24 protein-coding genes and 1 pseudogene are annotated in these 24,603 nt (G+C 42.1%); 3 read left to right on the top strand and 22 right to left on the bottom strand.

Features of this window, described 5'->3' with window-relative positions:
• Positions 1–81 precede the first annotated feature (81 nt).
• From DWW91_RS15755 to DWW91_RS15850, 21 genes and pseudogenes are all read right to left on the bottom strand, one after another.
• Positions 82–840, bottom strand: a complete 759-nt coding sequence (locus tag DWW91_RS15755; RefSeq protein ID WP_048317067.1) for a glycosyltransferase family 25 protein — start codon at positions 838–840, stop codon at positions 82–84.
• A 2-nt stretch (positions 841–842) separates the two neighbouring features.
• On the bottom strand, positions 843–3,161 hold the full coding sequence (locus DWW91_RS15760) for a polysaccharide biosynthesis tyrosine autokinase (RefSeq protein ID WP_122328287.1): 2,319 nt from the start codon (positions 3,159–3,161) through the stop codon (positions 843–845).
• Between the two features lie 7 nt (positions 3,162–3,168).
• Complete coding sequence (locus tag DWW91_RS15765; protein WP_122328288.1) at positions 3,169–3,951, bottom strand: polysaccharide biosynthesis/export family protein; 783 nt, start codon at positions 3,949–3,951, stop codon at positions 3,169–3,171.
• Between the two features lie 21 nt (positions 3,952–3,972).
• Positions 3,973–4,716, bottom strand: coding sequence for a glycosyltransferase family 25 protein (locus tag DWW91_RS15770; protein WP_122328289.1), 744 nt, complete (start codon positions 4,714–4,716; stop codon positions 3,973–3,975).
• The gene (locus DWW91_RS15775) at positions 4,691–4,993 is read right to left on the bottom strand and encodes an HU family DNA-binding protein (protein WP_122328290.1); all 303 of its coding nucleotides are present in this window, start codon (positions 4,991–4,993) and stop codon (positions 4,691–4,693) included. The genes DWW91_RS15770 and DWW91_RS15775 overlap by 26 nt, the downstream gene beginning before the upstream one ends.
• A 23-nt stretch (positions 4,994–5,016) precedes the next feature.
• On the bottom strand, positions 5,017–6,036 hold the full coding sequence (locus DWW91_RS15780; RefSeq protein WP_122328291.1) for a glycosyltransferase family A protein: 1,020 nt from the start codon (positions 6,034–6,036) through the stop codon (positions 5,017–5,019).
• A 14-nt stretch (positions 6,037–6,050) separates the two neighbouring features.
• On the bottom strand, positions 6,051–6,926 hold the full coding sequence (locus tag DWW91_RS15785) for a sulfotransferase domain-containing protein (protein ID WP_233584503.1): 876 nt from the start codon (positions 6,924–6,926) through the stop codon (positions 6,051–6,053).
• Positions 6,927–6,934: 8 nt separating this feature from the next.
• Positions 6,935–8,068 carry a glycosyltransferase gene (locus tag DWW91_RS15790; protein WP_122328293.1) on the bottom strand — a complete coding sequence of 378 codons (1,134 nt, stop codon included), beginning with the start codon at positions 8,066–8,068 and terminating at the stop codon, positions 6,935–6,937.
• A gap of 20 nt (positions 8,069–8,088) precedes the next feature.
• On the bottom strand, positions 8,089–8,817 hold the full coding sequence (locus DWW91_RS15795; protein WP_122328294.1) for a sulfotransferase family 2 domain-containing protein: 729 nt from the start codon (positions 8,815–8,817) through the stop codon (positions 8,089–8,091).
• A gap of 46 nt (positions 8,818–8,863) precedes the next feature.
• Positions 8,864–10,078 carry a DNA primase gene (locus DWW91_RS15800; RefSeq protein WP_122328295.1) on the bottom strand — a complete coding sequence of 405 codons (1,215 nt, stop codon included), beginning with the start codon at positions 10,076–10,078 and terminating at the stop codon, positions 8,864–8,866.
• Positions 10,075–11,460, bottom strand: a complete 1,386-nt coding sequence (locus DWW91_RS15805; RefSeq protein WP_122328296.1) for a DnaB-like helicase C-terminal domain-containing protein — start codon at positions 11,458–11,460, stop codon at positions 10,075–10,077. Before DWW91_RS15805 ends, DWW91_RS15800 begins: the two co-directional genes overlap by 4 nt.
• On the bottom strand, positions 11,460–11,954 hold the full coding sequence (locus DWW91_RS15810; RefSeq protein WP_122328297.1) for a hypothetical protein: 495 nt from the start codon (positions 11,952–11,954) through the stop codon (positions 11,460–11,462). Before DWW91_RS15810 ends, DWW91_RS15805 begins: the two co-directional genes overlap by 1 nt.
• A 316-nt stretch (positions 11,955–12,270) precedes the next feature.
• Positions 12,271–12,681, bottom strand: a complete 411-nt coding sequence (locus DWW91_RS15815; protein ID WP_224264961.1) for a hypothetical protein — start codon at positions 12,679–12,681, stop codon at positions 12,271–12,273.
• 181 nt (positions 12,682–12,862) lie between these two features.
• Positions 12,863–13,831, bottom strand: coding sequence for a glycosyltransferase family 10 domain-containing protein (locus DWW91_RS15820; protein ID WP_122328333.1), 969 nt, complete (start codon positions 13,829–13,831; stop codon positions 12,863–12,865).
• Between the two features lie 28 nt (positions 13,832–13,859).
• Positions 13,860–15,020: an OmpA family protein gene (locus DWW91_RS15825; protein ID WP_122328299.1), complete on the bottom strand. Its 1,161-nt coding sequence runs from the start codon at positions 15,018–15,020 to the stop codon at positions 13,860–13,862.
• Positions 15,021–15,041: 21 nt separating this feature from the next.
• Positions 15,042–16,157 carry an acyltransferase gene (locus tag DWW91_RS15830; RefSeq protein ID WP_122328300.1) on the bottom strand — a complete coding sequence of 372 codons (1,116 nt, stop codon included), beginning with the start codon at positions 16,155–16,157 and terminating at the stop codon, positions 15,042–15,044.
• A gap of 35 nt (positions 16,158–16,192) precedes the next feature.
• Complete coding sequence (locus DWW91_RS15835; RefSeq protein WP_053078069.1) at positions 16,193–17,293, bottom strand: hypothetical protein; 1,101 nt, start codon at positions 17,291–17,293, stop codon at positions 16,193–16,195.
• Between the two features lie 161 nt (positions 17,294–17,454).
• On the bottom strand, positions 17,455–17,619 hold the full coding sequence (locus DWW91_RS27690; RefSeq protein WP_158599459.1) for a hypothetical protein: 165 nt from the start codon (positions 17,617–17,619) through the stop codon (positions 17,455–17,457).
• A 401-nt stretch (positions 17,620–18,020) separates the two neighbouring features.
• Positions 18,021–19,763 (bottom strand): ATP-binding protein, encoded by a 1,743-nt coding sequence (locus DWW91_RS15840; RefSeq protein ID WP_122328301.1) that lies wholly within the window; start codon positions 19,761–19,763, stop codon positions 18,021–18,023.
• Positions 19,764–19,804: 41 nt separating this feature from the next.
• Positions 19,805–20,923 (bottom strand): annotated as a pseudogene (locus DWW91_RS15845) (AAA family ATPase); the annotation flags it as partial.
• Between the two features lie 115 nt (positions 20,924–21,038).
• On the bottom strand, positions 21,039–21,281 hold the full coding sequence (locus DWW91_RS15850; RefSeq protein WP_007659180.1) for a DUF4248 domain-containing protein: 243 nt from the start codon (positions 21,279–21,281) through the stop codon (positions 21,039–21,041).
• A gap of 279 nt (positions 21,282–21,560) precedes the next feature.
• Between DWW91_RS15850 and DWW91_RS15855 the strand changes: the two genes are divergently transcribed.
• Genes DWW91_RS15855 through DWW91_RS15865 form a run of 3 tightly spaced genes read left to right on the top strand, consistent with a single transcriptional unit; the run spans position 21,561 to position 22,790 of the window.
• A complete protein-coding gene (locus DWW91_RS15855) occupies positions 21,561–22,016 on the top strand; it encodes an HU family DNA-binding protein (protein ID WP_010803439.1) in 456 nt (151 codons plus the stop codon).
• Between the two features lie 2 nt (positions 22,017–22,018).
• Positions 22,019–22,465: a glucosaminidase domain-containing protein gene (locus tag DWW91_RS15860; RefSeq protein ID WP_046146878.1), complete on the top strand. Its 447-nt coding sequence runs from the start codon at positions 22,019–22,021 to the stop codon at positions 22,463–22,465.
• A 58-nt stretch (positions 22,466–22,523) separates the two neighbouring features.
• On the top strand, positions 22,524–22,790 hold the full coding sequence (locus tag DWW91_RS15865; protein ID WP_010803441.1) for a hypothetical protein: 267 nt from the start codon (positions 22,524–22,526) through the stop codon (positions 22,788–22,790).
• An 89-nt stretch (positions 22,791–22,879) separates the two neighbouring features.
• Here DWW91_RS15865 and DWW91_RS15870 read toward each other — a convergent pair whose 3' ends face one another.
• Positions 22,880–24,601, bottom strand: a complete 1,722-nt coding sequence (locus tag DWW91_RS15870; protein WP_048317766.1) for an ABC transporter ATP-binding protein — start codon at positions 24,599–24,601, stop codon at positions 22,880–22,882.
• Positions 24,602–24,603: the final 2 nt, after the last annotated feature.

The following is a 24,603-nucleotide window of genomic DNA, read 5'->3' on the forward strand; positions in this document are numbered from 1 at the left end:
TCTGATTTTCTGAAATAAATAAAGTAGATATAATGCAAACAAACGTATCATCCGATCATTTCAATTAATGTGATAACCCACTTACAATCTGAATTTAACGATCTTCAACCTCCATAATAAACCATATAATTTGTAATCAAAAAATCTGGTCATCCTGTATTTAAAGGAAGTCTTTCGCATCTCGGATGATTTACGATTCTGGATTATTTCCGACTCAACCAGTTGTTCGGATGAAGCTCCGGATGCCAGATACGGATATATCCCCAACAGATAAATCCCATGCCTGAACATATATTCAAAATCATCGGCAACAATCGAAGGTTTGTTAACCGACAATAATTTTTCAGCAGCATGCCGGTTCACCAAATAGGCACAAGTTCCCACCGCTTTTATAAACCGGTAAAAAGAATAATGTCCTATCTTAGAAATATCTTTCGTAAAATAAAGCAAATGGGAAGCCAGTGTGATAATGCAATTTTTATCAGAAACCATCACCTTATCTATATTTTCAAAAATCAGATGAACATCCTCCGGATGCTGAAAAAAAACATCATCTTCCAATATCAACGCATATTTGCAATCCGACCAAAGTAATCTGCGATAGCACTCCCTATGGCTTAGCGTACAGCCAATTTCTCCAGGTAGCGGTTCGCGGTCATATCTTGAATAAAATCTTTTCCGGTCAAATAACTGTTCTATCTGTACCTCCATAAGTTGCTTCCCGTTCACGGCCTCCACCCATTCGATATCCAGGAAAGAATAGCGGGAAACCTCCTTCAGAACCCGTTCTCGCCGGTCGGCGGATTCTTTCATATTTATTATATACGTCTTTATTTTCATTACTAATTCTTTGTATTTCCGTATCCATAGCCATAGTAACCATAATAGCCGTAATAGCCGGCCTGCTCATAACATACTTCATTCAGAACAACAGCCATATGTGACAATCTGCCATCCGTATAAAGTTTCTCGACATCCGGCAATAACCGCCGGTCGAAACGACCTTCACGAATCACATAAATACATAAATCGGCAACCCGGTTAATTACCTGGGCATCCGCCACTATTCCATAAGGGACAGTATCTATCAGAATGAAGTCATATTCCCTTCTTAATTCCGCCATCAGCATGTCCAGACGATTGCTGAGCAATAATTCTGCCGGATTGGGAGGCACAGGCCCGGAGGTAATAACATCCAATGTTTCATGCCATTCACTTTTTCGGATAATATCCCTCACATCCGATACCTTGCCGGATAAAAAATTAGTTATCCCTGCCGGCACAGTTTCATCTTCATTCTTTACCGAACCTTTACGAATATCCATTTCCAACAAAATAACCCGCTTACCGGCCAATGCTAATGCCACAGACAGATTAGTTGCAATAAAAGTCTTCCCCGAACCCGGATTATACGAAGTAAACATGATCGACTGTGCTTCTTCTTTCTTGTTCAGCATGAAGTCCAGATTGGAACGAACGACACGGAACGCCTCCGAAACCGGGTTACGTCCTTGTTCGTGTACCACCACCAAACCTGATTTTTTCGATTTACGAGGTATTTCCCCCAGAAAAGGAATGGTCAGATTTTCCTCAAGATCTCTACGCCCACGTACTTTTACATCGAGTAGCTGACGGATATAGAAGCATAAACCGGGAACCAATAAACCAACCAGAAAGGCCGCCAACAAAACGATCAGGGCATTTGCTCCCGCCATTCCAGCCGCATAGGCCTCGTCCACAATACGCAGATTACTGTCGGCCGTAGCCAGCGACAAGGCGTTTTCTTCCCGTTTATTCAACAAATAAAGGAACAGTTCTTCTTTGATTTTCTGTTGACGCTCCACCGACAAGACATATTTCTGCTGAGTCGGAATACTACTGATCTTCCCGATTTCAAGCATCTGCATTCTACGGGTATAATCCAGCTTCATATCGATCGCCTCTTTCGTATTTCTCAGGCTTTGGGCGATAGCATTCCGTAAGGAGGCCAGTTGGCTGCTTCGCTCTTTCACGGCAGGACTATTGTCGCCTGCATTCACCGTCAACTTATTCCGTTCCAATAATGTCATGTTATATTTATCGATCATTCCCTCCACACCGACACTCGCTATACCGGTGTTAGCCGGAAGCAAATGTTCGTTTTTCAACGGATCATGCAGATACATCTGCACCAATTCAACCAATTCCCGCTGGTTGGTCAATTCGGTGACCTCCATATCATGCCTGTTCCGGTTTCCCAGATATATTTTAGCTTCTTCAGCCAAATCCGCCGATTGATTCTGCTTCCGGTAGTTTTCAATATTATTCTCCACATCGCCCAATTCTTCATTGATCAACTGCAAACGTTCGTCAATAAAAAGTGCCGTACTGCGAATAATCATGTTCTTATCCTGCATCGACTCATCCACATACGCTTGTATCAACGTATTCAGGATATCCTCTCCCCGCTTTGCATCCGTATCCTGGTAAGTGAGCGTCAATAAATTGACATCTTTAGCCGAACGCTCGACTTCGAGCCCGTCCAGATATAAACTGATAAGCGATTTACGATCGCTACATGTTACCTGTATCGGAACATCCAGCCATTCGTCATTGAAAAAAGAAGTACGCCTGACAATCATCCTGCCCAGCGGGCTATTCTGCGGCGTGCCAAAAGTATATTTCATCACACCATCCGGATCATCCTCCAGTCCTTTTATCCGGAAGCCGCCTTCCGGCAAAGGGATAACAGAGAAAACAGCCGGTTTGGAAAAAGAAGAATCCGGAAAGCTGATCTCCACCGGAGAGTTGGTGTATAAATCCCTGCTTTTCAACCCGTCATCCACAGAATAGTTGATATCCAATCCTAACCGCCGTATAACTTCACCCATCAACAAACGGGATTTAAAAATCAGAATCTCCCCGTCGATATTATTGCCATCCTCGAACAACTGTTTTTCATTGAAGGCTTCCTCCGATTTCGCTGTATTTTTTAACTGGACGACAGCTTCCCGCTTATAAACAACCGGGACAGTACGTATGTAAACAAAAGCCAGCATCAGACAGATGAACACCGACAACGCAAACCAATGCCATCTGGCCAGCAATACATCCCAAACTATACGAATATTCAACTCGCTTTTCAAATGCCATTCATCTATATAAGGCTTATCATCATTCATAAGTATTTTATTTAAAGATAAGTACGCAGGTTGACATCAGGAACGAAATCAAAGACAACCAGGTGCCGACGTTGGTGAACTGATTCTGAGTACTTGCTTCCGCCCGTACCCGGTTAGGTTCCACATAGACCAGGTCGTTCTGCTGCAAATAAAAATTAGGAGAATTGAAAACATCTCTCGAACGCAGGTCATGATACAGAATCGTCCGTACGCCATCCGTTTCCCTGACCACGGCAACCCGGTTACGACGTCCATGGATTGTCAAATCACCAGCAAGCGCCAAAGCCTCGAACAGAGTAACCTGATCAGAAGTGATGGTATATGAACCGGGACGGTTCACTTCGCCCAACACTTGTATCCTAAAATTCTGAAAACGAACTGTTACTACCGGATCTTTTATATAATCCCCTTTCTTCAGTTTGTCCTGAATCAACTCTATCAGTTGACGCCGGGTCAATCCCTGTATTTCGAGCCTTCCCAACAGAGGGAAATTAATGGTCCCGTCCTGTTCTACCAGATAACCACGGTTATTATATCCTCCTCCGTAATTTCCGGAATAATTATTTCCCCATGACAGATTGTTAAACGGCTGTAATAACTCAGGTTCGGCACAACTGACGGAAATATCCAAAATATCATTTTTCCTTATTTTTATTTCAACGGAATCGGAGACCTCCATCCGCTTAAACAAGTCATCTCCTTGCAAGTAAGCGATATCTTTTACTCTTCCGCAAGAAGAGAATAAAAGAGAAAAAAACAATACAGCAAATAAATAATTGATTATTTTCATATATCTAATTTTATTAATCGGTTATCTCACAGACAGTATATGTAATAAGAGCAATAATCGCCGGCAACCGCCTCTGAAGAAATTCTGCAATCTATAGCGCACGGGGATACCCGTCACATATTCTATATCTTGCTTGCCCTGTTGAATATTCGTCCCCATACTGTCACCTGTCGAAAAAAGCGGGAATAACCCATACACCTTTATTCCTTTCAAATTCATATACTGAAAATCGTCAGCCAATACCGACGGGAAATCCGTCAGCAGTTTTTTCGCCACATTCCGGTGTATCAGATAGACATAAGCTCCCAGTCCGAACCATACCCGGTACATACTATATCCGTTTCCCATATCCCTCCCTCTGGTAGAACTCACCGGCAAAAGAGAATAGATAAATACACCGCCTTTCTCTTTTTTCAGCATCTCGCAACATTCAGTCATGACAGCATCCACAAGCTCGGGTTTAAGAAAAACAATATCATCTTCCAATATCAATGCGACCTCTTCGTCCGAATTTAATAACCGGCGATAACATTCCTGATGGCTCAGGGTACATCCGACCTCGCCCGGATACGGATGCCGCTTATAACGATAAGTAAAGCGTTTGACATCAAACAGTCGCTCCGTTTCTTCCGGTAAAAGCCGGTATCCGTCTACCGCTTCCACCAGCTCGACATCCATACAGGCATACCGGGCGGTCTCTTTCAAGATATACTCCCGGCGATCTGCGGATCGCTTCAAATTAATCACATATGTCTGTATCTTCATGTTTCTCATTCAATAGTTCCAGTAACCCTTTTCCCGGTTTAAATTTCACGCTCACTCGCTTACGAATCGGACATTCCACACCCGTACGCGGATTGCGTCCGAAACGTTCTTTTTGTTGCCAGGGTTGAAAGTGCCCGAAATTTTGTAACAACACAGACTCATCCTTCCGGATCGATTCTCCAACTACGGCACACAGGGTATCCACTAATTGAGAAGCCATAGTAACCGTTACCGACATGCGGATCGCTATTTCTCTAGCCAAATCATTCTTATTCATATCCTTCAATATTTATTAATAGATTATTTGATTTTCAAAAAGAGATATTTGATTTCATAAAACAAGAAGAGGAGAACCGGTAGTCTGAAATACACAGCAACAGACTTATAGGCCAATGATCCCGGCCGAATGATATACTTCTTGAATTTACTTCGGTCGGCATTCATGACTAACCCTCTCATCCGTTTATAACGCTCTATCCATGACAATCGGTCGTGCACAAAAATCGAACCGGCGGTCGATTCACAAAAGAGGTAGATATAATAATTATCCGCAACCTGCATCAGCCTGGGATGATTAAGACCTTTCTTTTGTAGAAAATCAGAGAAACCATCCCATCTTTTTTGTCTCGAATCAGAAAGGAAATAATCATATTTCGCCTCTGTTGTCAATGAAACCTGTTGTTTCATAACATGATATAGAGTAAAAGGCACACCTTTCAGCTTATTGACATGACTATAATATGTATAATTAAAAATCGTATCCTCTCCCCAATCGATACCGACAGGGAAACGAATGTAATAGTCCTCGATGATCTTTCGTGCATACAATTTATTCACAGGTCCGAACAAGAGCTTCGAATCAAAAAAATAATAAGCAATCAAGTCCGCTCCACTATTATCCAACAAAAACGATTCGTCACTTTTTACCGGCATCTCCTTGCTTCGTACTCCCTGGCAATCAAATTCATCCTGTCCGCAAAACGACATTGTATATTCGCCGACTGCATCATATAATAGTTGCAAATAAGTCCTTTCCACCCAATCGTCACTGTCGATAAATGCAATGTATTGTCCCCGGGCCAATTCCAATCCCCGGTTACGGGCAACGGAAGCGCCACTGTTCGATTGACTATATACCCTGAAACGGGAGTCTGTCTCTGCATAATGACGGCACACCGATAAGCTCCCGTCGGTAGAACCATCATCTATCAAAATACATTCCCAATCTGTAAATGTCTGGAACAAAACAGAGTCCAGGCAACGGGCCAAACAATAAGCCCTGTTGTATATAGGGATTATTACCGAAACTTTTATATCCATTTTATATCTACTCTTTACCAATCCATTCTTCGCCCGATCAACTCAAAAAACTTTTCATTCCACGGTTCAAAATATTTTTTTAGGAATAGTTTACACTCGTCAGGTACCTGACGAGTGTAAACTCCAATATTGGAGTTTACCAAGTCTTTTTCAGACCATTCATGATGGGGTAGTTCTAAAAAATCTTCTATAGCCGACAACGTATTTCTCTTATCCGTTTTCAAACTTTTACTTTCCAGAATCAATATTTGCTCCGGACTGAAATACTGAAGATACCTTTCCAGCTGCTCGCTATACAGGCCATGACGAATAAAATCAGGATAATGGAATGCCGAAGGCAGGCGGGAACCGGTTTCTTCCATTCTTCGAAGTTCTTCCTTGACGAACCATTCGAAAGGATACTTATCCGGTTGCTTCAGGAAATCAAAATACTCGCGTTCCGGGTCTTCACGGACACACAAGTTTTTAACTATTGCGTATTTACAAGCCATATTATATTCGGAAATAGCACGGCCGACCGGTTCGCGTACCAGAAATATCAATTTTGCTTTCGGGTTATATTTATAAATACGACCGGGAGCAGACTCTTCATACACATTGTCGGGAGTAGACTCGAAAAACAGGCATTTCCCTCTGTTCCTCATCAGTTTCTTAAAAGAGAAATGGCCAACTAACCTTTTAAGAGTCACCGTCCCCCGATATTTCTTCGTAAAAAACAATGTTTCTTTTCTCAAAGCGCCCGTACAAAAAGGATGCTGATTCATATAATCATGCAGGGAAGTCGTTCCGCATTTCTGTGCTCCGATAATAAAAAAATCTATTTTTTTGTTTTTTTGCCCGCTCGCCAAAGCATACACATACTTTGAAAAAGGGATTAAAGTGTATTGCATTTTCATCATCAATAATATATAAAATCAGGTTTATCTATTTTTCCGGTTACCCAGTCATACATTACTTCCAGTTGTCCGGATACTTTTTCCACAGTATATTTCTTTAACACCAGTTGCCGTCCCCGCTTGCCCATTTCATCCAGCAAGCCCTTATCACACGCCAACACTTTACGCATCGTATCAGTCAAAGTTTCCGTATCATTCTTCACCCACCAGCCACACCGGTACGTTTCCAGTTCCTGCCACGGAGTACCTGTCGATGCAATAACCGGAATACTCTGCATCAAAGCCTCAGGTATAATGCGCCCGAAGTTTTCAAAGTCGCTGGGAACGACCAGGCATGAAAGGGAAGCGAGCAGACGTTTTTTTTCATTACCTGTCACTAACCCGGTAAAACGAATCCGCTTTAACTGTGCTTTTCGGACTTTCTCTTTCAAATAATCCACATAACCATTATCCCCGTCTCCCATGATTACCAATTCGCCCGGTTCGTCCAGCCGTTGCCAGCAATCGATCAGCCGTTCTATATGTTTTCGCGGATGAATACGGCCGAGGTATCCGAAACGCTTGATATCATCTGCTTTCGAAACATCATCTGCAAGCGGTTCCAATTCTACCGGATTGGGTATAATAGCGACCGGATTTGTAAACCCCATCTCACGGTAATAGTGCATCTCTTCCTCACAAGTGGCCTGCACACATGTCGCCTCCTGTAACTGCCGGCGCTGGAAAAAAGATAATGCCAGTTTTTTTATGACGGCTGATTGTTTCAGTGCTTCAGGATAAAGCATCCCGCGCAAAGTGATTATATAGGGTTTCTGCTTTTTACAGGCCATGTGTGCAGTCAGGTAAACCGGATACAACCAAAGTCCCTGTATATGATAAACATCCGTATCAGTATCTTTCCCTAACATCTCTTTTAAACGGGAAGAATAGCTTACACGCCTCTGCCAACCTTTTAGCTCCGGCAAATAACGGATAAATGACTCTTCAGATAAGACAGTCTCCCCTAAAGGAGGACGGAATGTCAGAATTTTACTATTTTTCCCCATTCTGTTCAAATATCTGACCGGTAACAGCGTGCTGACAGCCGGTCCTCCACTTTCAACACTCAGGAAAGGAATGACATGTAATATTTTCATTTATACAAAATTTCTATTGATTATTTATCACCATACATCAGAAATAACTCCCGGTCCTCCGGATAAAGCTTTTCAATCATCTCGCGAATAGCGTCCGGTATCTCATAGTCCTTTGCTATTTTCAAATGTTTTTTATACGCGGACAATCCGAAAATACCCAGTAATTTTTCCCAATCGCTTTCCGACTCATACCGTAATAGTTCTACTTTCTCAGCTATATAGTAACTTTGGGGAGTTATCCAGGGAATTCTTTTGTTTCGCAAAAGAACATCCTGCTTACTACGCTTTAATGAAGAAATATATTTACAAGTGTCTTCTGGTGAAGCTGAACATCGCTTCACCAGAAGACGGGTATCTGTCCCGGGACAGATACTTCGCAAAAAGTCATATGCTTTTTGGAATTTGTTCAAACTCAACCATTCTTCATCTTTTAAATGCCCTGAGCATTTTATGCGACAAAACTCAAATGGAACCAGGTGACCTTTCAGTTCCTTTATTCCGGAATAAAAACGATTATAAGGATTCCGGATCATCGTAACAAGCCTGTAATCCTCCCATTTCGGTATAAAACGAGGCAAATCATCATACGTTATATGGCCCAAATCTGTTCCATATTCTTTTGAAAAAAGTTTCCACCATTTCGTAGCCTCTGTTTTGCCATACTCCTCAATATAAATATCTCTTAAAAATGTTCCGCCACATTTCGGATTGTGCAAGTATATCACTTTGCGTTCTCGGTCAACAATCATATATTCTATTTTAAAAATTATTTTGAATTTATTGATTTTTCAACGACTAATCCAATAACCATTCCGCCTTCAAGACCGGAGAATGTGCCAGCAGCCGTGTCACTTTTTCCAAGCGTTTATGTAAGGGAATCATTTCGGCAAATAAACGTGTCCGTTCCTCAATAGTTAAAGCCAGATGTAAGTCTTCCAAAATTTTTCTGATCTGCCGCAGCAGGTCGGTTTCATAAACTTCCAACCGGCTGAAACGGGTCAATCGTCTTATATATCCGGTAAAATCTTCGCGTCCCATCATACAAAGCAGGGAATCCGGATCATGCTCCGGTTCGAGAACGATCCGGCCGACCGAAAAGCCTTTTTCAACCAATAAGCGTGCCGATCGTATCCCGTTCGTTTGCCCGGCTTCATCACCGTCGAGCATAATAATGGCGTACCGGGTATACCGGCTGAGTAACGTTATATGTTGTTCGGTTAATGCCGTTCCGCATAAGGCCACCGTATTCCGGAACCCGGCGGCGTGCATGGCCAACACATCTTTGTATCCTTCGGTGATATAAACAAAATGATGTTCACGAATTGCCTCCAGGGCCTGATATAAGCCATATAAAATTTCGCTTTTATGGTAAACCGGACTATCCGGCGAATTGATGTATTTACGGATATCCGTCCCTTCCGTTTCTCCTTGGTATCGTCCGGCAAAAGCAATCAGTTCTCCCTTTTCATTCCGTATCGGAAAGATAATACGGCCACACAAATCCGTATAAGAGGCAGGTAAAGAAGTTGGAGCTACGCCTACTTCAAACGCTTTATATGTTTCGCGGAGAATATCCGCTTCCGGAATATAGGTTTCCAGCAAATCGAATATCATCCGATGGCTGCGGAGCAGGCTGTTTATACAAAGTTGGCTGACCGGTTCTACCGGTGCCGGCTGTTGCTTCGGTCGTACCGGAGGATATTTGACCGGTTGGTAATCCTCTCCGGTATCCGGCAAACCGTACCACCCCGTCAGCTTCTTCAATGCCGTACGGAAATCGCAACCCTCTATCTGCTGTACGAATTTGAACAGGTCGCCTCCCTCGCCACAAGCAAAACATTTATAATATTGTTCTTTCACATTCACACACAATGACGGATGCCGGTCGGCATGAAACGGGCAAAGCCCTACCAGCGTCTTTGCCGAACTTCCGCTCCGTTTCAGAGGCAGATAGCGTTCAACCACCTCCTCCAAACGAGCCACTTGTTTGATACGATCTATCCGGTTCATATTATTCTCGGATCATAATCCGTCAGGCAGGTCATTGCCGGATTGTAGCGGAATTTGGCTATTCCTGTTGCCCCGTTACGGTTTTTAGCAACCAGCAACATGCCCACTCCCCGCAAATCTTCCTTTGTCTTCGGATCATAAAAAATATTGTACTTCTCGGCACGATAAACGAATATGACCCCATCCGCCACCTGTTCTATCGCACCGGAATTGCGCAAATCGCTCAGCATCGGGAAATGACTCCCCTGGCGGCGATCGACATCACGGTTTAACTGGGCCAGCAAAACCACCGGGATTTTCATCTCTTCCGCCATCAGTTTCGCCTTACGGGCGATGTTGCCCAAGGCCAGATCAGTTGTCTCCTGCAAATCATTTTTTGATAGAATAATATTGATCAGATTCAGATAATCGATATATAAAACTCCCAACCAGCCTTTCTTATGCAAAGACTGGGCTTTGGCACGCATATCTTCGATCGTGTCCGATCCGCAATACTCCAAGGTGAGCGGCAACCGCTCCAGTTCCTTCTTTGCTTCTTCCAACCGGGCACGGTCAGAGGCTGTAGTACCTTTAAAACGCAGGCTATCCGCATTGACTCCGCTGATCATCGAAAGCAGTCGCATCACATTTTGCTCTTTGCTCATCTCCACACTGAAATAGGCGACTGCCGTACCTTGCCGCGCCTGATGGAGTGCCATCCATAGAGCAACCGCTGATTTCCCCATGGAAGGACGTCCGGCAACAACCGTCAATTCCTCTTTGTAAAGTCCTCCCGTCATCGCATCCAGGTCGTGCAAACCGAAAAAGAGACGGCTGATTTCCCCGGATTCAAGCAAAGCCTGTTCACGATACGATTTATCCAACACACGGGCTGCTACCGCACCGGCATTCTCCATCGACGAGACATGTGCCATGCCATCACGTAAAGAGCCTGCCAGATCCTCTATCCCCGTCAACAACGCTGTAACATCGGCGGAGGGCAATTGCGCCTCCGTCTCTTTTTTCTTCAACTCATTCACCAGCTGACGCAAGGTATAACAACGGACCAGCTCGTCGGCATGAATGCGGATATGGGCATCGCTACGTACGTCCAGCAACATATCCGACAGAAACGATAATCCATTCAACTGTATATACAAGCCGTTATCCAGCCGTCGCATCTCATTCTCTACGGTCAGCATATCGACAGCTGTTCCGGAGGCCATCAGCGAAAGTACCGCCCGGTAGACAAAACCGATCCGGTTGTCGCTGAACATATCCGGCTGTAACCGGTCCGCCACATCGAATATCGCTTCCGGACTCACCAACAAGCCGGCTATCACGGCTTGTTCCAGCCGAAGGTTCGTGTTCGGCTGAGACTGCATGTTCTTTTGTGTGTTCATCAGTTCACCGCCCCTTTCTGATCATTACCCGGATTATAAAAATTCATCGCTTCATCCCAAATACTACCGCCGGAATTATTCCGGTCGGTTTCGTTCGGATTATGGTCCGCCGGTTCCCCATGTTGCACCTGTACGGATTGTTCATAATTGACCAACGCAATCCGCTTGTAAAAACCGACATTCGACACAAGTACGAAATGTTGCTTTTCCAGCTTCACCAGATACTTCTTCACCTGGCGGCGATCGATACCCGTCAGTTCCTCGATCTCCGTGTACGAAGTGATCCACTCTCCCGGATGACAGAAATAAACCTGATCGTTCAGCCAAACCTGTCCTTCGCTGAAATAGGCAAAAGTTTCGACACAGAGCAAAATACTAGCCAACTCACGGAGATCGCGTTCTCCCATAAAAAATGCGCGCAACACACTTCTACCCACTTTCAGGTAGCCCGACTTCCGGTAATCCGGTGTCATGTTTTCCTTACGTTTTTTCATTTTTACAACCTTTTTAGTTACTAATTCAAACGTGACAGGTAAAAGCGCGCTTTTGTGACAGATTACGAATTTTGATTATCAAACGGTAGAAGATGGTTATAAGACATTACCTTGACAACGGTTCGTACGGCCTCTTTAATATAGAATGAATATTATTATAACTAATACAAAGAAACGTGCAATCAAAAAATCATTCAGGACACTCCTGCCCGCTTACCCCATGATGTAAATATACATCCGGTATACCACTGGGCGGAGTACACCAAAAACCGGGAAAACAAGAACAAAGCAAACTCATTCCCAGCCGATTAATAATTTATTTCTTGATTTTTAGTGTGCAAAATAAATCTTTAAACGTTGTTAAAATCTCTTCATATTCAGGGGGCATCTCGTAAAACCATCTGCGGACAGTGGAAAGTTCCTGGTCAAAACAAAACATACCGCAAAGCGTTTTAACCAATTGCCCTTTTTTAGCTCTGATAATTCCCAGCTCCAATAAAACCGACATAACTGCAATAAAGAAGCGTGGGTAAACCAATACCCTGGGTGGCGCATAATACAGCTGGCTTTCATAACCGTAATACTGCATGATCGTATCGCGATATTCCGTAAAAAAACGGCGGGAAAATTTATGCCATTGTTCATTATCGATATCACCCGATTCACGTAAAAAGACAGCTATCTCCATAACCGTTCGTACCGGATCCGGTTGTTGTTGAATATTCACTTTAAAAGTCGGAAAAGATAACGGATCTCCTCCCGCAAGCCTGCATAATTTTTTTTATCCATTGTTGTATGTATTAGGCCGGGAATGGGTTGCTTATTTCCTAAAAAAAGGTCATGACCTTTGATTGTAAAAGTCCCTTATTTTGAAGTTAAAAGACTGGTCTTAACATTTCAAAACACCCTTATTTTTTCTTCAATAGTTTTTTAGTCATAGTTTTTGACAATTCAAGGAATGTCGGAGCATAATATCTCCTTCGTCTCATAATAGTAAATTTGTTACAGCCATAACGTACCCGGCGACCGGCTTTATCCAAAGGTTGCTCAAAAATATAGATGAAAAAATCCTTTATTTTTTTTATCTCATTATCTCGAAAGTCTTCAAAATCCGCCCCATAAGGCCAAAAGGGCATCATCATTTTTTCCAGATAAGCAGCATCGTCTTTATCCAGGCGGATAATCTCCTCGATAGCTTCTTCTATGGAAGAATAATTCATCAGATTAACAAACGAGTTCGGATGGTAATCCGAACTGACAGTGGGGCTGCCCCAATAAAGTGGTAACGATTGGGCCAGAAATGGCTCCAAAATTTTTTCAGTCGCATAGCCCGGTAAGCTCGAGTTCTCGATTGCCAAAGTGAATTTATAATCACGCAAGAATTGTCTCTTATCGGCTACCCTCTTACCCATATTATTCAAAAAAGCACCACCGGAATCAATCCGTTTATAACCGGATAAAGCTTTAAAGAACAACTCCCGATAAGGGACGGCACAAGTGTTGTTGGAATAAACAAAATTGCAGAATTTACGGTTAAGCAACGCTTCCTCTTTTAAAACCGGTAAAATCAAATGAGAATCCTTTCTATACAAAAACCCGCTATATTTTCGAAAAGTTCTGTCATCACATTGAAGGTTACTCAAACTCAAAGCATAATCGCATAAATTAAGATCGGGCACAACGTTTTCGTCACTCCAAAAAATCCGGATACAGTCTTCATAAAACAAATGTTCATTGCCAAAACAGGAATAGAATAAATAATCCGGATGCTCTTTATCTATCAGAAACTCATATTCATCCAATAAGAACCATAAGGTAAACCTATAATCAAAATTCGGCCAGAAATCGACAAAATTGCAGCGTATTTTCTTTTTCATATTCAAATTCATTTAGTTGATCCAAAAACTATTCATTTATCATTCTCAGGTTTTCACGGGCTACTCTCGGATTCAGGGGAAGATACTTACGAAAATAAGAGGCAGCTCCTTCTTTATCTCCTTCCATCAGCAATAAAACTCCCTGGTTATTGTAAGCGCGCGGATCATCGCCTACCTGTTGGAAAAAGTGGCGGGCCGCTTCTTTATCACCTAATGCCAACGATGCGGCAGCGGCATTCAGCAGGGCGACAGCACAGGAGGGATAGGTATAGGCGGCTACCTCATATACTTCACGGTATTGTTCGGTGCCCGGACGATAGAAAGAGGCCAAACGGATAAAATCAGGTAATGAGATTTTTTCCGGGTGGGTATATATCGTTTCGATCAATTGAGGATCAGTCAGGGTGGGTTGTTGCGCTTCTGTCTCGACTGTCAGTTCCATCCGGCGTAAACGGCTGAAAAAACTCTTTTCGATATCTTTATAAACGGCACCGTTATCTATGGCTTTTATCTGTTTACGACGGCTATCCGGATCGTCGGTCAGTTGGAAGATAGTCTGTACACGGCTGCCGTATTTTTTATCCGACGCGGAGATCAAACCTTGCAAACCGTCCCAGTCTTCTCCTACCCAATCGACAGAGACCTGGCAGGTTACAGGCAGTTTGAATTGTTTCTGCAGATAGTTTTTAAACTGGACGGCACGGTTGCCTGCCAGGCGTTCATTATCCTTCGTGTTCCCATCGGGAGAGGCGTAACCGATGATACGGATGTTTTTTACAAAGCCGTCAGCAGATTGCAGCAAGGTTTTCAAATGTCCTTCCAGCTTTGCCAGTTCGGCAGAATTATTTCCGTATTTAGGGTTCACCTGAACACCACCGGCCGGAAAATCAATGTAAACAGCCAATTGCTCCTTCAATAACACCGGAGCCAACTCTTCTTCCGGAACGATATAATTAATCATCCGGTTATAAACAGACTGGGCATCGACCTGCAACTGGGGGATTTCCACATTCCGGGATATTTGCCCCTGTTGTTTATCGCTCCCTGCTTCCTGCTCCGTTCCGGTTTGTACGGTACGTGCCACAGCATACACATCTTCCGGCATTATTGCTTGTTTTTGAGTACTACAAGCCGGAAGAACAGCCAGTAAACCAATACCGGCAATCCCTTCTAAAATTCTTTTTCGCATGATTTATGTAAAATTTTAATACTAATTATCTCTTTTCGATAGACATGGAATGCGGCACGAGAATTGCCTGTTTTTTAACCATGATTTCACCGTAGCCGTACGTTTTTCAAATATCCAATAAATAAAATAGGCGACTATCATACTCAAAATCAGTTCCCCTATGTAATACCCTACGGAAAACCAATTTACACTCGTACTTTTCGGTGCCCCATAATATTCCAGTAACCGAAGAACAAGCATATGGGTTAAATAAAGAGTATATGAAAATGCAGCAAACTTCGTGCCCATGCTATTTATAAATCTAGCAAGACTATTAACCGGACGAATCAAAATCACTTGCTGCAAAAACAAACAAAAAGTAAAAGAAAACAACAACTCCAATGCATCTCTATTCGGTAAAAAAGAACTATATTCTCCCAAAGAAAGCGAACGTGATACGCGAGTAAACTGCAAAGTTCCTATCAATATAATCATAGCCAATAAAGCCACACACAATAAAAACTTATTACATATTTTAGGTTGCACCCAATAGGTAACAGCTCCCATAACCCAAATGAAGAGATAGACTGAGTTCAGTTTTGTAAAAACCAACAAACAAATTAATAATAATACAAATGGAATAGCTATTCCATTTGTATGCTTTTTTAAAAGCATTGCCAGGGAGCCTGCTAAAATATAAAACCAAACTTCATACGACAAGGACCATAAAGGATCAATCACGCTGGAACAATAAATACCTTGGAGCGACAGTAAATTTCCAAACCAAGCTATCCAGTCCGTATCAATACCTTGAATAAAGTTTGTGAGTATAAGAAATAACAATGTTGAGACCAATGGTAACAAAATACGAACCGAACGATCTATTCCATAACTCTTCAAATCAAAAACACCGTTTTTTAATCGTTCAATCACACGTCCTCCCACCAAAAAACCACTCATCACAAAAAAAATCAGAACCGCCTCATGACCTAAACGAGTCACTAAATAAAAAAAAGAAATAAAAGCATTTTGCTGTTCAGCGGGAAGTAATCCATATTCCACAAAAAAAGCTCCTCTAAAATGAGATGAAAGAACCAAAAATGCAGCCAGAAAACGAATCAGATCCAGCCAATAATAATGTACTTGATTATTTTTCATATACTAATTATTTTTCGCATGATTTATGTAAGTTTTTAATACGAATTATTTCTTTTTGATATATTACGAGCCGTTTCTTTCAATAGCAGAGCGGGAATCGGCAGATTCTTTTCATACTGTCCACAGAATAACCATATTCCTTTCTGGAAATAATTCCAATCAGCAGATACTGTGTTCCATGTTAATTTTGACGTTAGAACGATCCATTCTTTAATATTTTGATACGAATTCGTTCGCATTCCTTGTAAATGATACCAGAACCATCCTCCAAATAAAATCGGTTTATTATATCTCATAACCTCAATCGGATTTTTCCTACCTACGCTGGTTATATAAAAAGTATCTTCTGTTATACCAAAAATCAAATGGTCGACCGTTCCATTATATATTAATTTGCCCAATCTGCAAATATGCCACTCTCCTTGTTTATACCCCAAATTAATACCGGACATAGAAACGGCATACTTATTATTAATAACCTCTTTAATAATATAATTCTCATATTTCCGAAAAACAAAATCACGTATCGCAGGTATTCTTGAAAATAAATCAAAGGAGGATAAAAAAGTATATTTCACCATGATCCGTCGATATATCTTCTCATAATATTTTCCAAAATAATCCCCCAAAGAAAAGGTGACTTTATTATCTGCCCGGTAAGCATCACAATATCGTTTTAATTTATCTGTAAAATAAATCTGATCGCTATCAATTTTCATGGCATACCGGTAAGTGCTCTTCGACAAGGTATAATTGTAATAATTACAGAGTTTATGTATAGAAGAATCAGGCAAAGAAAAGGCATTTTTCTTTGCCTCTTCTGTCAACCCATGACAGAAGACCGGAGGAGCATAATAAAAAACGTTGATTTTATCCGGATACTTCCGCTGTTTTTCCCGGATAATCTCCGGTGCATTATCCGTACAATCCTGATAGCAGATAACCAATTCATCCAAAGCATCGATACATGATTCTATACAATCCGACAAGAACTCGGCATCATTTTTTACACGCAACAATCCGGATACGCCAACCGGCCGTTCTTTTTTCAGAAAAGACATATCCACATAATAGTCTTCACCCTTATATTTGCCCTCCTGACAAAGAGGACAAGTACATTCAAGCATTTCTTCCATTGATTATCAATTCTATTATTAGATTCAAAGATTACATCCAGGCACTAAAAAGCCAATGAATACCGACATAAAACAGCGGTAGCCCTTATCCAGTTTTTTAAACGATTTCATGTTGATTGTTCCGTTAATATAATCAAAGGTAAGGTTGGGTTCAAGATTTATCAGAATTGAATGTTACTTTTCTCTTGATAGAAAAGTAACCAAAAGATCAAGGCTGCATCTGGTTCGCTACTCAGTATCCTACGTTCGCTGTCGTCTGTGAACTCGCTACGCTCAAACAGCACAGCCTCCGGGCGCTCTCTACGGATACTTCGCTTTACGCTCACCAGATGAGGCCTTTCATAGAACGCTTTGCGTTCTCCTAAGATTGCCGATACTACCTGTTAAATCCGAAAGTTTTTGTTCTATAAGTACCGGTATCGGCCATCCTAAGAGGAAGCACAGCTTCCTGGGAAAGGCCTAAGCGGGTGAACGTCCGCGAAGGGGGAAGACGAAGCTGTTAAAAAAATCCGTTGTCTGAGCGAAGCGAGTTTCGGATTTTTCAGCGAAGTCTTTCACCGGAGCAGTGAAGCCGGTTGAGCCTTGATCTTTTGGCTACTTTTCCATCAAGGGAAAAGTAGGTTCAATTATTTCTAAATACGATTGTAATTTTCGGCAAAAACATCATGCATTCTAAATACGATTGTAATTCTCTGACCTTCGGACTAGAATAAAGAATGTATCAACATCACTCAAATTCCTGCATTGCCTCCGGTTGCCAGCCTCTGTAAACTGCGGCAAGGAGACGCAGACGGGTGTTACCTGTACTGCTCTTTACCTTTTCATCGGATGCATATTTATGCAATTGTGTTTCTGCTTCCTGCATCAACGATTCAACTTTAGTTGTCGTATCATCCCGTTTCAGAAACTTCAACTCTATCAGGTAAGAATATTGCATGTCCGGATAATTGGCCAGATTGGGCATCAGGTAAAGGTCTGAAAAACCACGCCCGGCTTCAAACTCGGGCCAGATGATAAAATAATCCGTTAAACCCATATAGGCTAACATAAGTGTTTTGATAGTCGATTCCTGATAGATCGCATCACGAAGGACAGCTTTCTTATCCACCTGATCAGCAAAAAAGCCCAACGCAGCTTCCCATTCTCCAAAATAAGCCATGCGGCGCATACGGTCGGACAATTCCATAAACGGGAAAACAATCGAATCGCGTTCTTTCATTGCTTCCACCAGGTAGCCGTAAATCTGTTCGCGAACCGCCAGATTCGGTACTTTCATTATCGTCTCCCCATATTCTATCCGGTCATAAGTCAACAAACCGAAATAATATAACAAGGAAACAAAATTTCCCGGATCAGCCAGATTCTCAGCAGGAAAACTCTCTTTTATCACATTTCCGTTCACTTCGCCTGTATCGATCAGGCGGGTTATAACCGAACGTCCTTCTTCCTGCATCTTATCGATACGGATAAAATGACGCAATTTGCTGTAATCGGTACGGATATTACGGTCCAACATATCGGAAGGGGCACGTTTTTTCAATAAATAATTATTCAAAAAATAAAGTACCATATCAGAGTTATACATAGTCTGCCCTATGCATTCCCAGGCAAAACAATAATTGTCATACCAAGGCTTCATCAACCTGACAAGTTCTTCTTTTGAGTTAACCAGCATTCCTTCTGATTCATAATAGGATAACATCTCTTGCAATTCAGATTCACTGAATCCGACCATTGAATTAAATTGTTCATCCGTCGTAATATTCGTCCCGATATTAAATCCACTCGTTACATCATCCAGGGTTACAGGCGACACACCGGTAATGAACATTCGTTTTACAGGAGCTTCCGGACCGGTTGTAATTGCTTTGACAATATTGAAAAATCCACGGTAAAAACCAGAGTCATGTGTCAGGGCACGATACACATTATTACCCTCACTGGATAATATCGTATTTGTAAAATTATCATATTCGTCGATCAGCAGGTAGATAGACAAGCCTAACATACCGGCACGTTTTCCTATATAATTCAATTGGCTGGCTGCCGACTTCAATTCCCGTATACCCTGTGAGAAGCCGGGTTCAAAATAAGACGCATACTGGTCGGCGAACGCTTCCATCTGTATTTTAGCATACATGTTGAAGTTTTCCTCCAACGCCTCTCCCGTTCCACGAACGGCACTGAAATTGAAATAAAGTACCAGATACTTACCTTGTTCTGAAGTTGGATGTTTGCCGATATATTGATTGCCGAATAACTCGTCAAATTTATCTGCATATCTCACATCGTAATAACAGTAAAGCATATTCAGGAACAAAGACTTTCCGAAACGACGCGGACGGATCAGAAACAGAAAAGCTGCCGTCTTTTCCAAATCCTCAATATATCGTGTCTTATCCACATAATAATAATCTTCTGTAACAATACGAAGATAATCTGTCAATCCGTAAGGTATTTTCTTTGCCATATCTTTCTTCTGTTTTAAAAATTCAGTATTATTTAAAATAAATCGACGAAGCCATATTTTACTTCTTCGTTCGGGAAAGCCAATGTATATAAAGCAAACTCTTTATCATATCCTTTGATTGTCAGATAACCGCTTTGATAGAGTAGCGGTATTGGATTATTCGCCTCCATACGATATTCCGAAAAAGCAGAAGCACGCATTTCCACACCTTCCAAAAGCAACCGCAAATCATAATCACTCTTTTTCAATAATTCAACCAGAAAAGTAAGAGTTCCTGTTTGAAACCAGTAATTATCAAAACGACGCGTATGTAAACAATTTAAGACACTGAACGGATTAAATATGCCTGGAGTTTCTTCCCGGAAATGATAACCGTCATATTTAAGCTTCATCTGATGGATAGTCTCATCCAATGCAAAATTCATTTCAAGACTAAGGACCTCTAGTTCCGGTATAAAATTCGAACGCAATTCCTCGGATGTTATTCCGCAGATAGCCGCATAATCCGAATTCATACTGATATCTACCAATTGATTCAAATCACTGAATACGCTTACATGCGCAAACTTGGTTACTCCTGTAAGAAAGACAAATTTCAGGTGGCCATCCAGACTTTTAAGAACGCCATAAAAAGCTTTCAATGTATTACGATATTCTATCGTCAAAGTCTCATTACCTAATGCTTGTAATAATGGTTTATCGTATTCATCTACCAATATGACAACCTGCATACCTGTTTTTTCTTCTGCACGGCGAATAATACCGGCAAAGCGGGTGGAAAGGGTTTGTTCATCTTTTCCTTTCCCGTATAAATCTTCCCACCGTGTAAGATGAGAACTCAGAATAGCTTCAAGAGCTTTAGGAGAATCATATTTTTCAGCATTCAGATCCAGATGCAATACCGGATATATTTTCCAGTCCTGTTCCAGTTTTTCAACCGCTAAACCTTTAAACAGATGCTTTTTACCTTGAAAATAGGCTTCTAATGTCGAAAGAAACAAACTTTTACCAAAACGCCGCGGACGGCTTAAAAAATAGGGATTACCGGACTGAACCAATCGATATAACAAATCGGTTTTGTCTACATATACAAAATCTCCTTCACGAACCTTTTCGAAGCTCTGTATCCCGACCGGAAGTTTTCTGGTTTTCGTATTCATATCGAAACTATTTCCTAATTATTACTTGTCATTATCGGCAACTATCACACAAAGATAAATAATTATACCGTACGTACTGTCTAATTTTCAATTTTCAATTCCTAATTTTCAATTCTCAAGGCTCTCCCAGAAACCTGAATATCTGTTGCGTCTGCAAAGGTGTAAACTTGCGCTGGCCTTTGCGCCAGCCGGATTGCTGCAAGGCGGTTGTCAGGTCCTTGTTGAAGGCAATCCAACGCTTGATGGCTTTCGCTGCCGAATCGGGCTGCAAGGACGGGTTATATAACAAACCCAACTCTGTTAGTCCGTAACTACGTACTTTTACATGTGCTTCCGGTTGTTCCGTTTCCTTATTCATATCCTGCTGTTTCTAATTGGTTTATGCCTTAAATTTACAAAATAAATAACAGAAAAACAAGCATTTACCTCCATATATTCCAACTGAAATCATTTTATAGCCAGACATATCAGCCTTTATCCATACATAACCGTACACAACCGGAGTTAACCGGAAACGACACTCTCCCACCGTCGTACCTTTGAACTGTTATCGATAACCAACCAGTTAACCGTCAATAGCTTTCGGAGTATTTCCTTTGGCATATTGGCACATTGTCAAATTAAAAAATTATTTCCCATGGCTTTAAATTATCACCTCGTAAAACGTCCCGACATGCGTAAAGACGCTGCCGCAGGTTCCGAACTGTATTATGCACAGGTCCGGGCATTAAAGAAAGTCAGTTTCGAAAAGTTATGCAGCATGATCGCCATGCGAAGCACCGCATTTATCGGTGATGTCATGCTGGTGATCGAAGGCTTGCTTTCGGTCATGCAGGAACGCCTCGAAGAAGGCGATATCATCAGTATGGGCCGCCTCGGAAACTTCCGCATGGTTGCAGGAAGCAAAGGGGCTGCCACAAAAGATGATTTCAATACCTCTCTCTTTAACGATGCACGCATCGTATACGTATCGGGCACTATGCTTGCCGATATCAAGAAAAATGCCAAATTTGAAGAGCTGAAACCGATCATCGATCCCGATGCCAACAACAATGGCGGCAGCGGTTCCGAAGATCGTCCTGAAATCGAATAGGCATGGATAAGCAAGCATTCTTCAAACAGTTCCTTCCGGCTGCACAGGCGGCCGGGGAACATTTCAAGCTGAATCCGGATATCATACTGGCACAAGCGGCCATCGAAAGCGGTTGGGGTGAAAGTGTTCTTTGCCGGACATACCACAACTATTTCGGACTTACCGGATACGGACAATCTACCCTCTACTGGAAAGGAGCGAAAACGCTCAAAATAGAGGACGGAGGAATCTCTCATCTGCAATTTCGTATATACGAATCGGATCAACAAAGTTTCTTTGATTTTGCCCGGTTGATCCGTACAGTCTATCCGACGGCTGCTGCCATCAGCATTTATCCCGAGGCTTATGCCAAGGAAATCGCCTACAGCCGCTACATCAGCGAACAAAACGGCGACAACCGCGAAGCCTACCGGAAACTGCTGATTACGATTTGCAACTATATGAAATAAATAACCGCTCAATTGGCACATTTGCATATTGGCATATTGACACATTAAAATTATTCCTATGAAATATCTTGAAGCTATCCTCGGTTTCCTGACTACGATCGCCCGTTTGATTTTTCGGGCCAAAGGGAAACACAAACCCGGTCAACCTGTGGTTGACGATACTGGCCATCCTGGCTGTCCGCCATCAGAATACGGAAGTGGCGCTGGCAGCGGTCGGGGCGATACTCTCAATATCAGGGAAACCTTCCCTGCACCCGAAAAAATAATGGGTACGGCACTAATTCTCTGTGCAACGGGAGGGTATTTGCTGAAATTGCTGGCATAATCCTTTTCCTTTAGCGGGAAGGTGTCAGAAGTCACTATCCTGTGATCCCGGGCTTGTCCCGGGATCACATACCAAGTTAATATACATTGTTATTGTATATTACATATATCCACGATCCGGCGACAAACAGATAACGATTCCGGACGATGGGAAATAACCAGTAACGTCAATCCCGGACACTCCTCAGAAAGCCGGATAATAGAGTCGTTGATCGCATGCTCCGTTGTCTCGTCCAGAGAAGAAGTCGCTTCGTCGAACATCAGAATCTCTGCTTCCTTGTATAAAGCCCGGGCAATCCCCAACCGTTGGCGCTGACCTCCCGACAACAGGCTTCCGCCTTCCCCCACCGGTGTATAAACACCTTTGGGCAGAGAACTGACAAAATGATTCAGCGAAGCCAGACGGAGAACCCGGTCGATCCGGTCCATATCCGGATGTTCACTATTATACCCCATTACGATATTATCGAGTAACGTACCTTCCACCATAAACAATTGTTGCGACACATAGCCGATGCGGCTCCGCCAGGAGGTCAGTTTATCGGCAGACAAAAGAGCATCATCCACATAAACTCCTCCCGAATCCGGTTGCAAAAACCCCAGTATCAAATGAAACAAGGTCGATTTACCCGAACCGGACTCTCCCCGGAAACCAATAAAATCGCCTTTATGTATCTCCAGATTATAATGATCGAATATGGGAGCTTTTCCATCATAAGAAAAACAAATATCCCGGATTGTTATCGAATGCCCGAACTCGATCGGAACTTGTTCCGTTATGACCTGTGTAACCTGCCCGGACTCAAGATCGGATAACAGGTTCAACGCAAACGAATTACCCCGCATCTGAAAAATATATCCCGTACCTTTTATAATACCCGGTAACACCCGGTAAACGGCGATGGCAAATATACCGACTATCAGCCCTATGGATGGAAGTTTAAATAACTGTGTTGCAATAATCAACACCACCACCGAAGACACAATAGCCACCTCCAATACTTTTTGTAAAGAATTAGTCAAAATAAAATTACGGACAGTCAAACTGTTTTGTTTTTTCAACAGGGCCGTGAATCGCGAAAAGCTGTTGGAAAAAGTATTATTCATTTCCATATCCGTAAACCCGATAAATGTCTGTTGCAATAATTTGCCCCTCTGGGGATTCAACAGATTCAACTGTTTCCCGTATTCTTTTATCCGGGAACGGGAAAAACGATAATAGGTCCATGTAATAGGGACAAATGTGAAAACGACCAGTAAAAATACATAGATATTGAATGTAATCAATCCGACCAGAATAGAGGTTGTAACAAAAAACTCACAAAGTAATTGGGCATAAGGTACAAAATAACCTTGTATTAAATTACCGGCTACACTGTTGACCTGATTAATCAACTTATGGCTGTTGTTTTGCTTGATGAATAAATACCCCCGTGAATAATAACTCTGATAAAGCTGAAGGGACAAATAACTGGATATATAAAATAACCGTTTGTTCTGTTTATACTGCAACCAGGCAGACAGACAAACACGTATAATTGAAAAAAGCAATACTACTATACAGATAAAAAATACAAACGACCGGATACTGTCAAATCCCATCCAACTGTAAAATAAGGCCATATGGCGATTTTCCAGGATGATATTCTCATTAAGCACCAGCAATAGAACAGGTAATAAAACGCCGGTCCCCACCAAATCCAAAACCGCCATAATAAAAACAGAAATACCGACCTTCAACAACCGTAACCTGTATAAACGAGGCAATACTTTATACAAACGTTTCAACTCCGAAGGTATGATTTGTATCATAT

Origin of the sequence: Parabacteroides sp. AF17-3, assembly GCF_003635445.1 — a bacterium.
GTDB lineage: Bacteria > Bacteroidota > Bacteroidia > Bacteroidales > Tannerellaceae > Parabacteroides > Parabacteroides goldsteinii.

Bases quoted from the DNA above. Each gene is read 5' to 3' on its own strand.
- DWW91_RS15790 (WP_122328293.1), bottom strand. From the start codon at position 8,068: ATGAAAATATTACATGTCATTCCTTTCCTGAGTGTTGAAAGTGGAGGA.
- DWW91_RS15770 (WP_122328289.1), bottom strand. From the start codon at position 4,716: ATGAAGATACAGACATATGTGATTAATTTGAAGCGATCCGCAGATCGC.
- DWW91_RS15855 (WP_010803439.1), top strand. From the start codon at position 21,561: ATGGCTTTAAATTATCACCTCGTAAAACGTCCCGACATGCGTAAAGAC.
- DWW91_RS15835 (WP_053078069.1), bottom strand. From the start codon at position 17,293: ATGGAAGAAATGCTTGAATGTACTTGTCCTCTTTGTCAGGAGGGCAAA.
- DWW91_RS15780 (WP_122328291.1), bottom strand. From the start codon at position 6,036: ATGGATATAAAAGTTTCGGTAATAATCCCTATATACAACAGGGCTTAT.
- DWW91_RS15775 (WP_122328290.1), bottom strand. From the start codon at position 4,993: ATGAATAAGAATGATTTGGCTAGAGAAATAGCGATCCGCATGTCGGTA.
- DWW91_RS15865 (WP_010803441.1), top strand. From the start codon at position 22,524: ATGAAATATCTTGAAGCTATCCTCGGTTTCCTGACTACGATCGCCCGT.
- DWW91_RS15830 (WP_122328300.1), bottom strand. From the start codon at position 16,157: ATGAAAAATAATCAAGTACATTATTATTGGCTGGATCTGATTCGTTTT.
- DWW91_RS15795 (WP_122328294.1), bottom strand. From the start codon at position 8,817: ATGATTGTTGACCGAGAACGCAAAGTGATATACTTGCACAATCCGAAA.
- DWW91_RS15825 (WP_122328299.1), bottom strand. From the start codon at position 15,020: ATGCGAAAAAGAATTTTAGAAGGGATTGCCGGTATTGGTTTACTGGCT.
- DWW91_RS15870 (WP_048317766.1), bottom strand. From the start codon at position 24,601: ATGATACAAATCATACCTTCGGAGTTGAAACGTTTGTATAAAGTATTG.
- DWW91_RS15800 (WP_122328295.1), bottom strand. From the start codon at position 10,078: ATGAACCGGATAGATCGTATCAAACAAGTGGCTCGTTTGGAGGAGGTG.
- DWW91_RS15755 (WP_048317067.1), bottom strand. From the start codon at position 840: ATGAAAATAAAGACGTATATAATAAATATGAAAGAATCCGCCGACCGG.
- DWW91_RS15760 (WP_122328287.1), bottom strand. From the start codon at position 3,161: ATGAATGATGATAAGCCTTATATAGATGAATGGCATTTGAAAAGCGAG.
- DWW91_RS15820 (WP_122328333.1), bottom strand. From the start codon at position 13,831: ATGAAAAAGAAAATACGCTGCAATTTTGTCGATTTCTGGCCGAATTTT.
- DWW91_RS15805 (WP_122328296.1), bottom strand. From the start codon at position 11,460: ATGAACACACAAAAGAACATGCAGTCTCAGCCGAACACGAACCTTCGG.
- DWW91_RS15850 (WP_007659180.1), bottom strand. From the start codon at position 21,281: ATGAATAAGGAAACGGAACAACCGGAAGCACATGTAAAAGTACGTAGT.
- DWW91_RS15860 (WP_046146878.1), top strand. From the start codon at position 22,019: ATGGATAAGCAAGCATTCTTCAAACAGTTCCTTCCGGCTGCACAGGCG.
- DWW91_RS15765 (WP_122328288.1), bottom strand. From the start codon at position 3,951: ATGAAAATAATCAATTATTTATTTGCTGTATTGTTTTTTTCTCTTTTA.
- DWW91_RS15840 (WP_122328301.1), bottom strand. From the start codon at position 19,763: ATGGCAAAGAAAATACCTTACGGATTGACAGATTATCTTCGTATTGTT.
- DWW91_RS15785 (WP_233584503.1), bottom strand. From the start codon at position 6,926: ATGCAATACACTTTAATCCCTTTTTCAAAGTATGTGTATGCTTTGGCG.
- DWW91_RS15810 (WP_122328297.1), bottom strand. From the start codon at position 11,954: ATGAAAAAACGTAAGGAAAACATGACACCGGATTACCGGAAGTCGGGC.